Raw genomic sequence first — 14,966 nt, forward strand, 5'->3', positions numbered from 1 at the left:
TCAGTCCCAGCGTGTGATGGGTTGGAACGACAGTGGACCTTTTTGTCTCTCTTGTCCAGGTTTTGCAGATGTACGCTTGGGCCGGGTGGCGGCGGGCCGTCCTGCAGCTTGCGCACAAGGTCCTCGGGAGTGGGCAGATCGGCCACATGGGTCAGCCGGATGATGGCCATTTCGGCGGCCATCATGCCGTTGGGGGCCTGCGCCACCTCCTCGAGCCCCTTGAGCAGCATCTGCCACAACCGGGTCAGAACCCGCATCGGCAGGGCCTCGGCCATGGCCAGCCCACGGGCGCGTTCGTCCGGGCCGACGGTGGGGTCCTCGGCCGCCTCTGGGGTCACCTTGATGACGCTGACCCAATGGGCGATCTCGGCCAGGTCGCGCAGGATCGCCATGGGATCGGCCCCCTCGGCGTATTGCGCCGACAGCTCGGTCAGCGCCCCGGCGGCCTCGCCCTTCAGGATCATGTCGAACAGGTCGAGCACCCGGCCCCGGTCGGCCAGCCCCAGCATGGCGCGCACCTGGTCGGCGCCGGTCTCGCCCGCGCCATGGGAAATCGCCTGGTCCAGAAGCGAGGTCGCGTCGCGGGCCGATCCTTCGGCCGCCCGGGAGATCAGCGCCAGCGCGTCATCGGTGATCTGCGCGCCCTCGAGGTCGGCGATGCGGCGCAGCATGGCGATCTGGTCCTCGGGTTCGATCCGGCGCAGGTCGAAGCGCTGGCAGCGCGACAGCACCGTGACCGGCACCTTGCGCACCTCGGTGGTGGCGAAGATGAACTTCACGTGCGCGGGGGGTTCCTCCAGCGTCTTGAGCAGCGCGTTGAAGGCCGAGGTGGACAGCATGTGCACCTCGTCGATGATGTAGATTTTGTAGCGCGCCGAGGCCGCCCTGTAATGTACGCTCTCGATGATTTCGCGGATGTCGCCGACACCGGTGCGCGAGGCCGCGTCCATCTCCATGACATCCACATGGCGGCCCTCCATGATGGCCACGCAGTGTTCGCATTGCCCGCACGGGTCGGTCGTCGGGCCGCCCTCGCCATCCGTGCCCGTGCAGTTCATGCCCTTGGCGATGATCCGGGCCGTGGTCGTCTTGCCGGTGCCGCGGATGCCGGTCATCAGGAAGGCCTGGGCGATGCGGTCGGTGGCGAAGGCGTTCTTGAGCGTACGCACCATGGCGTCCTGCCCCACGAGATCGGCAAAGGTCTCGGGACGGTATTTGCGGGCAAGCACTTGGTAGCTGGGCTGGTCGGTCATGGTGGCCTTGGGATTCGGACGGTCATCGCAGGGTAAGCGGGGCCGGGGGCGAGGTCCACCGCGGCAATTCAGTCTTCAAACGATACCGGGTCCGGCGCGCGCTAGTCTTCCCCGCGCTTGAGACGCGCCCGTGCCTTGCCCGCGCGATGGGCCTTGGTCAGCCCGCGGGCGCGGGACTGCGCCATGGTTTCGCTGTTTTGGCGGTTTTCCGAGGCCAGTTTGCGCCAGCGGGCGAGGCGGGCAGGATCGAGCGACCCTTCGGTGACGGCCGCGCGCACGGCGCAGCCCGGTTCGTTGCCATGGGCGCAATTGCGGAACTTGCAGCCCGCCGCAAGGTCGAGGATGTCCGAGAAGACCTCTTCGATGCCCGTCTCGGCCTCCAGCAGGCGCAATTCGCGCATCCCCGGCGTGTCGATCAGCCAGCCGCCCTGCAGGGTCGGACGCAGGGCGCGGTTGGTGGTGGTATGACGCCCCCGGGCATCGTCGTCGCGAATGTCGCGGGTCGCCTCGCTGGTGCCGGTCAGGTGATTCTGGAGCGTGGTCTTGCCGACCCCCGAGGACCCGATCAATGCCAGTGTCTGCCCGTCGCAACACCAGGGGGCGAGCCGTGCAGCCGCGTCGGCGTCCCTCGCGTTCAGGGTCAGCACCGGCAAGGCGGACGAGAGCACCTGCGCCTGCCGTGCGAAGTCCTCGGAATCCTCGACCGTGTCGGCCTTGGTCAGCACCAGCAGCGGCTGACATCCGGCCATGCCCGCCAGCGCGAGATAGCGTTCCAGCCGCGCGATGTTGAAATCCGCGTTGCAGCTTGTGACGATCCCCAGGGTATCGACGTTGGCGGCGATCAGCTGCGGGCGCGCATCATGGCCAGCGGCGCGGCGCGTGATCTCGCTTGTGCGGTCCAGCGGGGCCGAGGCGGTGCCGCCCTCGGCCAGAACCCAGTCGCCGACGACGTATTCGCCGGTCCGCACGGTGGGCGTCAGCGTGACGCCGCCGTGCGGGGACAAGCCGTCAAGCCGGGTGCGGTGGACGGCACTCAGGCGCACGGGCGAGCCGGTGCTGCCTGCGGGCATTTGGTCGGTGAAATGTTGCGACCAGCCGAGGGACTTGAGGGAATGATCTGTCACGGCAAGGGCCTGCCGTGGCTCGGCCGCCGCATCGTGCCGCCTGTTGGGCGGTCGCAACGGGCACAAGACGGAAAGCTCAGGATCGCCCCGCGCAGAGGATCGGACTTGTCATCAACATCCTCCCTGGTCTTGGGCAAAAGGGACCTGTTGCTATCGGGCGGGACACCGGAGATGGCCTTGCGATCTGAGCTGCCCGATCCGCGATTTCGCGGGGGGTGAGAGGCTGGACAACGACCCAAGCGGGGCTCGTTACGGCTGCTTCCTTCCGGACCTGACCGGGTTGGCGAGGCGCTTGCCCGCGCCAACCTCTCACGGCAGGATATACGCGCCTGGTCCGGGTCTTTCAAGGGGCTGCGGCGTCCAGGTCAATCTCGCAGATCAGCCGCCCCTGCCTGTCCGGCCCGAGGGCGCGGATGCCCGCCAGGGGCAGGCTGGCCGCGGCACCGGGCGCTGTGGTGAACGTGGCGGTGGCCCCCGCGACCGGGCGAAATCCCCAGTTTTCGACAATCTCGAAATCCAGTGGGTCGTTGGCCGCAAAATAAGCGGCGATGGCCTCGCTCGCCGTGCCGGTGCTTTCGAACAGCAGCGGTGCTGTGGCACTGACGTCGAAATGCCCGCCACCGCCCATGCGGTAGGAGCTGGTCGCCAGAACGAAACGCTGATCCTCGACCACGGGCTGGCCCCTGTGGCGCAGGTCACGCACCCGCCCGGCCCCGGGCGACAGGACCGCGCCGTGCGGGTCGAACTGCGGCGGGACGGTCAGGTCGAAGCGGTAGTTCACCCCGTCGAGCACGTCGAAGAGATAGCCGGGAGAGCGCGGGTCGAGCAGCGGCTGGCGGTCCTGCCCCGGTGATATCCGGGCAAAGGTCGCGGCAGAGCGTTCCAGCCATGCGCGTAATTGCCGCCCGGTGATCTCGATGGCGCAAATGGTGTTGGGAAAAGGATAGATATCGGTCGCATGCCGCAGGGCCAGCGGCCCTGGGGGGATGTCGACAAAATGCCCTGTTCCACTGCGCGAGCCGGATTTGAAAGGCGCCGCCGCCGAAAGCACCGGCAGCCCGGCGGCCTCGGTGCCCGCCAGCGCCGCTTCGACAAGGTGCCGTTGCGCTGCATTGACGATCTGGACGGCAGCATCGGGGCGGACCCGGCTGAAATGCGTGGTGATGGGCTGTCGGGTGTACCCGATGGGGCGGCGGGCATGGGTCAGCGTCCGGGCGTGGATCGGGGCAAGCAGCGCGGTCATCTCGGGGCAGGGCGACAGGCCCTGTCGTGCCAGCGTCTCGGAAACCGGCAGCAGCCGCGTGTCGTGGCGCGCGATGGCCCAGCCATCGCCGCGCGGAGTCAGGGCCAGATCGACCAGCCCGAGGTGGGTGCCGCCGGCCCCGGGGTTGACGGCTGGCTTGCCGTGCAGGGTGCCTTCGCAAGGGTCGAGGCCCGGTCCGGACGGGTGGCGCGGGTGGGGAAAGGGCATGTGGCTGTGGCCGAGCACCAGCAGGTCTATTCCCTCGATCCCGGCTAGGGCGGCGCCCACGTTTTCCGTGGTCCGGGACGTGCCCCCGGTCTCGATCCCGGTATGGGCCAGGGCGATGACGATGTCCGCGCCGGCCGCGCGCAGGCGCGGTGCCTCGGCCGTGGCGGTCGCGACCATGTCGGTCGTGACCAGCGCCCCGCCCGGCTGTGTTGCACCCCGTTGCTGCGGCTGGGCGGGGGTTAGTCCGATCAGGCCGATGCGGAAATCCAGCGCGGTGCCACCGCGCATCTGCAATCGCCGGGTGACGATCCGCCCGCGCGCCGTAAGGGGCCAGTCGCGTCCATCGTCCGTCACCCGCCCGGCATTGGCCGCCAGCATCGGAAACCGGGCCTGGGCCCGGGCCGCCTCGATATAGGCGAGGCCACAGTCGAATTCGTGGTTGCCCAGGCTGGCGGCGTCGTAGCCCAGCGCGTTCATGGCCGCGACGATGGCATTGGGACTGTCGGCGTTGCGGTTGAAATCGGCATGCACGACCTCGGCCAGCGGCGTGCCCTGGAGGAAGTCTCCGTTGTCGACAAGCAGCGCGGGTATATCCGCGGATCGAGCCTGCCGTATCAGCGTGGCCAGGCCCGCCAGCCCTGCCTGGTCGCCCGGGCAGTCGCGGTAGTAATCGTAGGGCACCAGGTGCGCGTGGATGTCACTCGTGGCCAGGATCCGGAGCCGGACCTGGTCGGCGGACAGGGGTATCGTGGCGGGCAGGTCCAAACAGTCCACTTTCCGCGGCGCACCATACAACCTTAGGGCGATCTTCGGTCAGTACAACCCCCTTGCGGGAATTGAACAATTTCGCGTGACGTGGCATCGACTCCGTATGAGACAGGCAGAAACGGTGACATTCGGAGGCTCGGGCTTGGACCGGGCGGCGCATCTGCGCGGCGATGATGCGGCGATCGAAGCGATGCGTCATGCCCCAGAGGCCCGTTTCATGCTGGCATGGCGCGGCAAGATGCTGATCGAAGGCGGTGCGCTGGCGCGGTTGGCGGCGGATCACTCCTTGCTGCGGGGGGTGGCCGGGGCGGCGCTGTTCCTCGGGCGCGATGCCGACGGTCCCGTGTTCTGTGCCGATGTTTCGGACTGGGACCCGACACGCGACGGCGAGGCGCTGCCTGACGGCAGTTTTTTCGACATGACGGTGCAGCGGCATCCGCTGATCCCCGGGGCCGAGGGCTTTGCCGACCTCAAGCTTTGCATGACACGCTTGAACGCCCGCGACGCCGAGCTTGCCGCGATGGGGCGGGGGCTGCTGTCTTGGCACCGGTCACATCGGTTCTGCGCCCGTTGCGGCGCGCCGAGCGTCGTGGCGCAGGCCGGATGGCAGCGGGTCTGCCCTGATTGCGAGGCGCCGCACTTTCCCCGGACCGACCCTGTGGTCATCATGCTGGTGACGCGGGGCAACCAGGTGCTGCTTGGCCGAGGTCTCGGTTGGCCCGAGGACATGTTTTCCTGTCTGGCCGGTTTCATGGAGCCGGGTGAGACCATCGAGGCGGCCGTGCGCCGCGAGGTTGCCGAGGAAACCGGTATCCGCGTCGGCCAAGTAGATTACCTGGCCAGCCAGCCCTGGGCCTTTCCCGGCTCGCTGATGATCGGGTGTCACGGCGTGGCCGAGAGCGACGCGATCACCCTCGACCCGACCGAGCTGGCGGCGGCCCGATGGGTCCCGCGCGAGGAGCTGGCCGCCGCCTTTGCCGGTGAGGTGCCGGGCCTGATGCCTGCCCGCAAGGGGGCCATCGCGCAGTTCCTTCTGTCCAACTGGCTTGCGGATCGCCTCGATTGAGGGACATACTGCGGAAACTGGTGACGTGTCGGTCCGGGCGGGCATGATTGCAACGGGGGCTGTCCATGGAACTGAAAGCGCGCGAGGATATCGAGGCCCCGGTCGAGCATGTTTTCGCGGAGATAACGGATTTCGCGGCCCTCGAGCGCCTCGTCATGCGGCGTGGCGGCGACGTCAGCCTGCTGGAAGGGCCGGTGCCCCCCGAGATCGGTGCCCGGTGGGAGGTGCGCTTTCGCCTGTGTGGCAAGAACCGGCGGGTCGTGTCCGAACTCGATCGCCTGGATCCCGGGCTGGGGCTGACCGTCGGGTTCACCTCGCCCAATATCAACGGCCAGTGCCGAGTCGACCTGGTTGCGCTGTCGCCGGGCCGGACCCGGCTGGCCATCACGATCGAGAGCCGGCCCATTTCGATCGCGGCCAAGCTTCTGGCGCAGTCCCTGCGCCTGGGCAGCGGCCGGATCGAGCGCCGTCTCCGGACGGCGGTCGCCACCTATGCCGAGGATGTCGCGGCGCGCCACCGCGCGCGGGTCTGATCGGGGCGGGTGCGCTCAGGCGCGTTCGTGGCGCCTCGGGGCGGCCGGGTAGACGCCCATCAGCTTGATGTGGTCGGTGAAATAGTCTAGCTCTTCCATGGCCAGTTGGACGTTTCGGTCGTCGGGGTGGCCCTCGATCTCGGCGTAGAACTGGGTGGCATGGAAATCGCCACCCACCATGTAGCTTTCCAGCTTGGTCATGTTGACGCCGTTCGTCGCGAAGCCGCCCATTGCCTTGTAGAGCGCCGCCGGGATGTTGCGGACGCGGAAGATGAAGCTGGTCATCATGCCGTGCTCGCCACGCCGCTTGAAATCCGCATCGCGAGCCATGATCACGAAGCGCGTGGTATTGCGCGCGTGGTCCTCGATATGGCGGGCCACCACGTCCAGCCCGTAGATGTCGGCCGCCAGTTCCGAGGCTAGCGCGCCAGTGCTCGGGTCCGTGCCCTGGGCCACGTCGCGCGCGGCGCGCGCGTTGTCGGGGCTGACGCGGGTCTCGATCGCGTGCGCGCGCAGGAACGCCGCGCATTGCGGCAGGATGACCACGTGCCCCAGCGCGGTGCGGATGTCGGGCAGCTGCGTACCGGGCAGGCCGAGCAGATTGATGTGCACCCGGATGAAGCACTCATCCACGATGTGCAGCCCACTGCCGGGCAGAAGATGGTGCACGTCGCCGACGCGCCCGTAGATCGAGTTCTCGACGGCGATCATGCCGAGGTCGGCCTCGCCCTTGCGCACCGCCTCGATGGCCGCCTCGAAGGTGGGACAGGGGAGGGGATCAAGGTTCGGGCGGGCCTCCTTGCAGGCCTGGTGGCCGTAGGCACCGGGTTCCCCCTGAAAGGCGATACGCTGGGTCATACGCGGTCCTTTTCCCCTGTCGGATCGTGTCTTGGGCGTTTCGTCGCGCTGCTACACCTTGAATAATGCAGGTGGAAGCGGATAGATGACATCTGAATCAGGAACCGGATGGAACGCGACATGTTCGACACAATGACGATGACCAAGATCCTGGGCGGCTTCTGCGGCACGCTTCTGGTGTTCTTGCTTGGCACTTGGGCGGCGGAAACGATCTATCATGTCGGCGGCGGACATGGCGAGCAGGCCCAGGCCTATTCGATCGAAGTTGCCGAGAGCGACAGCGCCGACGAAGAGGCGGTCGAGGAGGAAGGCCCGGACTTCACCGAGGTCTTCGCCAGTGCCGACGCGTCGGCCGGGGAATCGCAATGGCGCGCCTGTCAGGCCTGCCACGCGCTGGAGGAGGGTCAGAACATGACCGGCCCGACGCTGTATGATGTCGTCGGCCGCGACGTGGCCTCGGTCGAGGGCTTCAACTATTCGGGCAGCCTGACCGAGCAGGCCGATGTCTGGACCCCCGAGAATCTGAACGGGTTTCTCGAGAACCCGAGCGATTGGGCACCCGGCACCGCGATGTCCTACGCCGGGATGCGTCGGATCGAGGATCGCGCGAACCTGATCGCCTATCTGGACACCATCGGCGAGTGATTGCCGACCGATCGTCAAGGGGCCGCCCGCGGGGCGGCCCATCTTGTGCGCTGCCCTCTCCGCCCGCTGCATTCCGGCGCGATCACGCATTCTCAGCTTGAAGGCTGGACCGATGGGCCTTTAGCCTTACCCTCACGCCCGAAGGATGCCGGAGGATCGACCATGCGCAGACACACCAACCACTGCCCGACCGCTCGCGCACAGGCCTGCGGTGCCCCCGTGCCAGACTGGCGCATCTGGGTGGCCGCGGGGCTCTTGGTGCTGGGCGGTGCGGTCGGGGCCCGGGCTGCGGGCCATGAAGAGGTCACGGTCAGCCACGGCTATACCAACTTCGGCGATCTCAAGTATCCCGCCGAGATGGCGCACCTGGACTATGTGAACCCGGACGCCCCAAAGGGTGGCGAGATCAGCCAGTGGCGGCAGGGCACCTTTGACAGCTTCAATCGCTACACCCGCGAGGGGGTGGCCGCTGCCCTGACCGAGGTCATGTATGAAAGCCTGCTGGTGTCCACGGCGGACGATCCCTATGGCCTCTACTGCTATCTCTGCGAAACGCTGGAATATCCCGAAAGCCGCGACTGGGTGATCTTCAACCTGCGCGACGACGTGACATTTTCCGATGGCCGCCCGCTGACGGCCGAGGACGTGGCCTTCACTTTCGAGCTGTTCATGGAACAGGGCATCGCCGAATACCGAACGGTGGTCGAGGGCTTTGTCGAGCAGGTCGAGGTGCTGGACGAGCACCGCATCCGGTTCACCTTCACCGACGACGCCCCGCGCCGTGATGTGATCGGTTTTGCCGGCGGCACGACCGTCTTCTCGAAGTCCTGGTTCGAAGAGACCGGCGCGCGCATCGACGAGAGTACCGACACGCCCTTCCTGGGCACCGGGCCCTATGTTCTCGACAGCTACGAGACCAACGAGAACCTGATCTATGCCCGTAACCCCGACCACTGGGGCGCCGATCATCCGATGAACGTGGGCCAGAACAATTTCGATACCATCCGTGTCGAGTATTTCGCCGACAGCGCCACCGCCTTCGAGGCCTTCAAGGTGGGTGCGTACACCTTCCGCAACGAGAATTCCTCCAAGACCTGGGCAAGCGGCTATGGCTTCCCCGCCCTCGACAACGGCTGGATGGTCAAGAAGGAACTGCCCGATGGCAGCATCGGGGCCGCGCAGGCCTTCGTGTTCAACCTCGACCGGCCGGAATGGCGAGACGCGCGTGTGCGCGAGGCGGTGCGGCTGGCGTTCAACTTCGAATGGTCCAACGCAACCCTGTTCTACGGCCTCTACGAACGGGTCGAGTCGTTCTGGCAAAACACCGAGTTGCAGGCACGCGGCACGCCCTCGGCAGCGGAGCAGGCCCTGCTGCAACCGCTGGTGGACGAGGGGCTGCTGGACCCCGCCATCCTGACCGAACCGGCACAGACCCCGCCGGAGTCCCGCCCCGAACGCTCGACCGACCGGGGCAACCTGCGCCGCGCATCCGACCTGCTGGATGCCGCCGGCTGGACCGTGGGGGGTGACGGCGTCCGCCGCAAGGATGGGCAGACGCTGTCGCTGACGATCCTCCAGTTCTCTCCGGCCTTCGACCGGATCGTGAACCCCTATGTCGAGAACCTCTCGCGGCTCGGCATCGACGCCGAGCTCGAGCGGGTTGATAACGCCCAGTACGTCGAGCGGCGGCGTTCTGGCGACTTCGATCTGGTCAATCACACGCTGACGCAGGGTTTCGAGCCGGGGACCTCCCTCAAGCAGTGGTTCCACAGTTCCACCGCTGACGACAGTTCGCGCAACCTCATGCGGTTGCGTGACCCGGCCATCGACAGGCTGGTCGACCATGTGATCGACGCCGAGACCCTGGACGAGATGACGACGGCCACCCATGCCCTGGACCGGGCGCTGCGCGCCTACGGATTCTGGGTGCCGCAGTGGTTCAAGGACGTCCATACGGTGGCCTATTACGATATGTATCGCCATCCCGAGAACATGCCGCCTTTCGCGCTGGGCGAATTGTCCTTCTGGTGGTATGACGCGGACCGGGCAGAAGACCTGCGCGAAGCGGGCGCCTTTTAGAACAAGGTAAGGGCAGGCAGGCCACATGGGCGCCTATATCCTGAGACGCTTGATGCTTGTGATTCCCACGCTGCTGGGGATCATGATCATCAATTTTTCGCTGGTGCAGTTCGTGCCGGGCGGCCCGATCGAGCAGATCATCGCCCAGATGGAAGGCTCGGGCGACGTCTTCGAGACGATCTCTGGTGGCGGAACCGAGACGACCGAGAGCGGCGACAGCAGCTATTCCGGGGCGCAGGGGCTGCCACAGGAATTCCTCGATGAGCTTCAGGTCGAGTTCAACTTTGCCCGGGTTGTTTGCGAGGACGGTTTCACCGGCGAACCCAGCCTGCGCGCCGAGGGCTGCCAGGCGGTTCCGGTGCCCACGATCGAGCGGTTCTTCCTGATGATGTGGGACTACATGCGCTTCGACTTCGGCGATAGTTACTTCCGCTCGGTAGGCGTGCTGGAACTGGTGGCCGAGAAGTTGCCGGTCTCGATCACGCTGGGACTTTGGTCCACGCTGATCGCCTACCTGGTCTCTATCCCGCTGGGCATCCGCAAGGCGGTGCGCGACGGCTCGTCCTTCGACACATGGACCAGCGCGGCGATCATCGTCGGTTATGCGATCCCGGGCTTTCTTTTCGCGATCCTTCTGATCGTGCTGTTCGCCTCGAACAACTGTTTTCAGATCCCCTGGCTGGCCGAGCGGTTTCCCGAGTTGCGCAACCTGAACCCCACCTGCCACCGGATTTTCCCGTTGCGGGGCCTGACCAGCAGCAACTTCGAAGACCTGTCCGCCACCGGCAAGGCGCTGGACTATCTGCACCACATCGTGCTGCCGGTGCTGGCGCTGACCATCGGGGCCTTTGCCACGATGACCCTGCTGACCAAGAATTCGTTCCTCGAGGAGATAAAGAAGCACTACGTCATCACCGCCAAGGCCAAGGGCGTCTCGGAGCGCCGGGTGCTTTACGGCCATGTCTTCCGCAACGCGATGCTGATCGTGATCTCGGGCTTTCCGGCGATGTTCATCGGGGTGTTCTTCGGTGGGAGCCTGATCATCGAGACGCTGTTCTCGCTCGACGGGTTGGGGCGGCTGGGCTTCGAGGCGACGCTGGCGCGCGATTACCCGGTGATGTTCGGCACGCTGTTCACCTTCTCGCTGCTGGGGCTAATCGTGGGCATCATCACCGACCTGACCTATGTCCTGATCGACCCGCGGATCGACTTCGAGAGGCGCGACTAGATGGCCGAGCCTGCCCCAGATCACAGCCCGGAGGATGCCGGGCCCGACTACCTGCGCGTGCCGCGGCGGAAGTGGTTCGAGCCCTCGCCGCTCAACAAGCGGCGCTGGCGCAATTTCACCCGCAACCGCCGGGCCTACTGGTCGTTGTGGATATTCCTGGTGCTGTTCGGGCTCAGCCTCTTTGCCGAGTTCCTGGCCAACGACAAGCCGATCGCGGTGAACTACCGCGGCGAGCTGCGCATGCCCGTTTTCACCTTTTATTCGGAACGCGACTTCGGCGGCGATTTCCCCACCGAGGCCTCCTATCGCGATGTCGAGGTCAAATGCCTGATCATCACCGGCGGGTTGGAGGATTGCTTCTACGAGCCCGAGCAGATGGTCGCCGCCGCCGAGGCGGGCACGATTGAGGACCCCGACTTCCAGAAGGGCTGGCTGCTCTGGCCGCCCATCCCCTATTCCTTTGATACCATCGTGGACGTGCCCGGCGTTGCGCCCTCGCCACCCGACAGCAACAACCTGCTGGGCACCGACGACACCAAGCGCGACGTGCTGGCGCGGGTGATCCACGGCTTTCGGCTGTCGATCCTCTTCACCCTGATCGTGACCACGCTGTCCTCGGTCATCGGGATCGTGGCGGGCGCGATCCAGGGCTTCTTCGGCGGCTGGATCGACCTGATCTTTCAGCGCATCCTGGAAATCTGGTCCTCGACGCCCTCGCTCTATGTCATCATCATCCTTTTCGCGATCCTGGGGCGAAGTTTCTGGTTGCTGGTCTTCCTGACGGTGCTCTTCGGCTGGCCCGCGCTGGTGGGTGTGGTGCGCGCGGAATTCCTGCGGGCGCGGAATTTCGAATATGTCCGTGCGGCGCGGGCGCTGGGCGTGTCCAACCGCACGATAATGTTCCGCCACATGCTGCCCAATGCCATGGTCGCCACGCTGACCCTGCTGCCGTTTATCATCACCGGCACCATCGCCACGCTGGCCTCGCTGGATTTCCTGGGCTTCGGCCTGCCGTCTTCGGCGCCCTCGCTGGGCGAGCTGACCCTGCAGGCGAAACAGAACCTGCAGGCGCCCTGGCTGGGCTTCACCGCGTTCTTCACCTTCGCGATCATGCTGTCGCTGCTGGTGTTCATCTTCGAGGGGGTGCGTGACGCCTTCGACCCCAGAAAGACCTTCTCATGAAGACGATCCTCGAGGTGCAGGACCTGTCGGTCAGCTTCCGCCAGGACGGCGCGACGACCCAAGCGGTGCGTGGCGTCAGCTTCAAGGTGGGCGACGGCGAGACCGTGGCGCTGGTGGGCGAAAGCGGCTCGGGCAAGTCTGTCACCGCGCTGTCCACGGTGCGGCTGCTGGGGGACAGCGCGCATATCGCAGGGTCTGTCCACTACGAGGGCGAGGAACTGGTCGATGCAAACGAGGCCAAGCTGCGCCGGGTGCGCGGCAACGACATCAGTTTCATCTTCCAAGAGCCGATGACCAGCCTCAACCCGCTTCACACCATCGAAAAGCAGCTGCGCGAATCGATCGAGCTGCACCAGGGCCTGCGCGGCGCGGCCCTGCGTGCGCAGATCGTCGACCTGCTGGAACGGGTTGGAATCCGTGACGCCGAGAAGCGCCTGACAGCCTATCCGCACCAGCTGTCGGGCGGCCAGCGCCAGCGCGTGATGATCGCCATGGCCCTGGCCAACGGGCCCGACCTGCTGATCGCGGACGAGCCGACGACAGCGCTGGACGTGACCATCCAGGCGCAGATCCTGGAATTGCTGGACCGGCTCAAGCAGGACATGAACATGTCGATGCTGTTCATCACCCATGACCTCGGCATCGTGCGCAAGATCGCCGACCGGGTCTGCGTGATGAAGGACGGGGCAATCGTCGAGCAGGGGGCGACCGAGACCATTTTCCAGACCCCGCAGCACCCCTATACCCGGATGCTGCTGGCCGCGGAAAGTACCGGCGACCCGACCCCGGTGCCCGCGGATGCGCCAGTGGTGGCCGAGGCCGAGAACCTCAGGATCTGGTTCCCGATCCAGGCCGGGCTGCTCAAGCGGACGGTGGGCCACGTCAAGGCGGTCAATGACGCCACCTTCACCGTGCGCGCCGGGGAAACGCTGGGCGTGGTCGGTGAAAGCGGCTCGGGCAAGACCACGCTGGCGCTGGCCATGATGAAACTGCTTGGCTCGAAGGGGCGCATCCTGTTCCAGGGCCGCGAGATCCAGCACTTCCGCGAAAAACAGATGCGCCCCCTGCGCGGCGAGATGCAGATCGTCTTTCAGGACCCCTACGGCAGCCTCTCGCCCCGTATGACCGTGGAACAGATCATCGCCGAGGGTCTGAGTATTCATGGCGTCCACAGCGAAAGCGAACAGCGGGCCATGGTGGCCGAGATCATGGCCGAGGTGGGCCTCGACCCGGCAACGATGGACCGCTATCCGCACGAGTTCTCGGGTGGCCAGCGCCAGCGCGTCGCCATCGCCCGCGCCATGATCCTGCGGCCGCGTCTACTGGTGCTGGATGAGCCCACCAGCGCGCTGGACATGACCGTGCAGGTCCAGATTGTGGACCTGCTGCGCGAGTTGCAGCGCAAGTATCAGCTCGCCTACCTGTTCATCTCGCACGACCTCAAGGTGGTGCGGGCGCTGTCACACAAGATCATGGTCATGAAGCAGGGCGATGTGGTCGAGGCCGGGCCGGTGGACCGGGTCTTTGATGCGCCAGAGACGGACTATACCCGCGAATTGATGGCCGCCGCGCTGGGCTAGGACCAAAATTCCAGAACTTTGGTCCGGCTTCAGTCCAACGTGACTGTTGTCGCCTCCAAACCGTCGATCTCCACCGTGCAGGTCTCACCGCGCGCGATGGGGCCGACCCCGGCGGGCGTTCCGGTCAGGATCAGGTCGCCGGGCTGAAGCGTCAGCAGGCGCGACAGATGGGCGATGATCTCTTCGACCGGCCAGATCATGGCGGACAGCGGGGCATCCTGCCGCAAGGCGCCATCGACGCGGCAGCGGATGAATCTGTCGCCGTCAAGTGCCGCGCCCTTGTGAACGGTGCCCAGAACGGCCGAATTGTCAAAGCCCTTGGCCATGTCCCAGGGCCTGCGCATCTGTTTCGCCTGCGCTTGCAGGTCGCGGCGGGTCAGATCGTTCGCCGCGGCCTGGCCCCAGACATGGGTCAACGCGTCATCGGGTGAGATATCCGCCCCGCCCGTGCCGATCAGCACAGCCAGTTCGGCCTCGTGGTGCAGGTCCTGCGTGGCGGGCGGATAGGGGATGGTTTTGCCCGAGGACACGACGGCGCTGGCCGGCTTGAGAAAGAAGAACGGCGGTTCGCGGTCCGGATCGTTGCCCATCTCGCGGGCATGGTCGGCATAGTTGCGGCCGACACAAAGGACGCGGTGCAGTCGGACACCCGTGCCGGGCTGGTCGGTGGCAAAGACGGGTGCGGCGGGTGGCTGGACGGCGAGCTGGGGCATGGCAGGGTTCAGGACGGCCCGATCATGAAGCACGAGGTGCCCCGCGCCTGAAGCCGGCTGCAGGCCAGTTCCGCACCGTCGCGGGTCAATCCCATGAAATTGGCGTCGAAGCCGCGCGGGCTTTGCCGTACGCGGCGCAGCGCCCCGTCGAGCGTGCTCATCTCGTTGAGCGCCACGCGCAGCAGAACCCGTTCGGCCTCGTAGCGTGTCCCGAAGCGACCGATGTTCACGCCCCAGTGTCGCCCGCCCGAGGTCGAGACGCGCGTGACGACCTCGGGGTCCGAGGGGGTGGTCAGCTCTGTTTCTACGGCGGCCAGAACCGGATCGCCCGGGCGGGCCGGGGGGGCGGGCGCGGCCGCGGGCGGGCACGACGCCCAGATCGCGCGTGAGCCCCCATCCCGCGTAAAACGGTGTCCCCGTGACGGTTACGCGGACCCCGCGGATCAGCGCCTCGAACCCGATCAGG

12 protein-coding genes, 1 other RNA gene and 2 pseudogenes are annotated in these 14,966 nt (G+C 66.4%); 7 read left to right on the top strand and 8 right to left on the bottom strand.

Annotated elements, in window-relative coordinates:
- The 4 genes from ACH107_RS23215 to ACH107_RS23230 form a co-directional block, all read right to left on the bottom strand.
- Nucleotides 1–1,253: DNA polymerase III subunit gamma/tau (locus ACH107_RS23215; RefSeq protein WP_412507866.1), on the bottom strand; the 1,253-nt coding region annotated here is incomplete at its 3' end.
- A gap of 101 nt (nt 1,254–1,354) precedes the next feature.
- Nucleotides 1,355–2,377 carry a ribosome small subunit-dependent GTPase A gene (gene rsgA, locus ACH107_RS23220; RefSeq protein ID WP_310689980.1) on the bottom strand — a complete coding sequence of 341 codons (1,023 nt, stop codon included), beginning with the start codon at nt 2,375–2,377 and terminating at the stop codon, nt 1,355–1,357.
- Between the two features lie 213 nt (nt 2,378–2,590).
- Nucleotides 2,591–2,689, bottom strand: an RNA gene (gene ffs / locus ACH107_RS23225) — signal recognition particle sRNA small type.
- 31 nt (nt 2,690–2,720) lie between these two features.
- Entirely contained in the window at nt 2,721–4,613 is a 1,893-nt protein-coding gene (locus ACH107_RS23230) for a bifunctional 2',3'-cyclic-nucleotide 2'-phosphodiesterase/3'-nucleotidase (protein ID WP_412507867.1), read from the bottom strand.
- Between the two features lie 106 nt (nt 4,614–4,719).
- Between ACH107_RS23230 and nudC the strand changes: the two genes are divergently transcribed.
- Together nudC and ACH107_RS23240 are read left to right on the top strand one after the other, a co-directional pair.
- Nucleotides 4,720–5,682 carry an NAD(+) diphosphatase gene (nudC, locus tag ACH107_RS23235; protein ID WP_310689978.1) on the top strand — a complete coding sequence of 321 codons (963 nt, stop codon included), beginning with the start codon at nt 4,720–4,722 and terminating at the stop codon, nt 5,680–5,682.
- Between the two features lie 65 nt (nt 5,683–5,747).
- Nucleotides 5,748–6,215 carry an SRPBCC family protein gene (locus ACH107_RS23240; RefSeq protein ID WP_310689977.1) on the top strand — a complete coding sequence of 156 codons (468 nt, stop codon included), beginning with the start codon at nt 5,748–5,750 and terminating at the stop codon, nt 6,213–6,215.
- A gap of 15 nt (nt 6,216–6,230) precedes the next feature.
- On the opposite strand, the gene ACH107_RS23245 is transcribed toward ACH107_RS23240, so the two are convergent.
- Nucleotides 6,231–7,073 carry a prephenate dehydratase gene (locus tag ACH107_RS23245; RefSeq protein WP_412507868.1) on the bottom strand — a complete coding sequence of 281 codons (843 nt, stop codon included), beginning with the start codon at nt 7,071–7,073 and terminating at the stop codon, nt 6,231–6,233.
- A gap of 120 nt (nt 7,074–7,193) precedes the next feature.
- Between ACH107_RS23245 and ACH107_RS23250 the strand changes: the two genes are divergently transcribed.
- The 5 genes from ACH107_RS23250 (at nt 7,194) to ACH107_RS23270 (ending at nt 13,787) form a co-directional block, all read left to right on the top strand.
- Nucleotides 7,194–7,718 (top strand): cytochrome c family protein, encoded by a 525-nt coding sequence (locus ACH107_RS23250; protein WP_412507869.1) that lies wholly within the window; start codon nt 7,194–7,196, stop codon nt 7,716–7,718.
- A gap of 162 nt (nt 7,719–7,880) precedes the next feature.
- Nucleotides 7,881–9,797 carry an extracellular solute-binding protein gene (locus tag ACH107_RS23255; RefSeq protein WP_412507870.1) on the top strand — a complete coding sequence of 639 codons (1,917 nt, stop codon included), beginning with the start codon at nt 7,881–7,883 and terminating at the stop codon, nt 9,795–9,797.
- Between the two features lie 25 nt (nt 9,798–9,822).
- Complete coding sequence (locus tag ACH107_RS23260) at nt 9,823–11,025, top strand: microcin C ABC transporter permease YejB (RefSeq protein WP_310689973.1); 1,203 nt, start codon at nt 9,823–9,825, stop codon at nt 11,023–11,025.
- Nucleotides 11,026–12,207, top strand: coding sequence for an ABC transporter permease (locus ACH107_RS23265; RefSeq protein ID WP_310689972.1), 1,182 nt, complete (start codon nt 11,026–11,028; stop codon nt 12,205–12,207). It abuts the gene before it with no gap.
- Nucleotides 12,204–13,787: an ABC transporter ATP-binding protein gene (locus ACH107_RS23270; protein WP_310689971.1), complete on the top strand. Its 1,584-nt coding sequence runs from the start codon at nt 12,204–12,206 to the stop codon at nt 13,785–13,787. The genes ACH107_RS23265 and ACH107_RS23270 overlap by 4 nt, the downstream gene beginning before the upstream one ends.
- A 29-nt stretch (nt 13,788–13,816) precedes the next feature.
- On the opposite strand, the gene ACH107_RS23275 is transcribed toward ACH107_RS23270, so the two are convergent.
- The 3 genes and pseudogenes from ACH107_RS23275 to ACH107_RS23285 all read right to left on the bottom strand — a co-directional run.
- Complete coding sequence (locus ACH107_RS23275) at nt 13,817–14,500, bottom strand: fumarylacetoacetate hydrolase family protein (RefSeq protein ID WP_310689970.1); 684 nt, start codon at nt 14,498–14,500, stop codon at nt 13,817–13,819.
- Nucleotides 14,501–14,508: 8 nt separating this feature from the next.
- Nucleotides 14,509–14,862: pseudogene (locus ACH107_RS23280) on the bottom strand (D-alanyl-D-alanine carboxypeptidase); the annotation flags it as partial.
- 37 nt (nt 14,863–14,899) lie between these two features.
- Nucleotides 14,900–14,965, bottom strand: a pseudogene (locus tag ACH107_RS23285) (hypothetical protein); the annotation flags it as partial.
- Nucleotide 14,966: the final 1 nt, after the last annotated feature.

The sequence above is a fragment of the Roseovarius halophilus (ex Wu et al. 2025) genome (assembly GCF_047086965.1).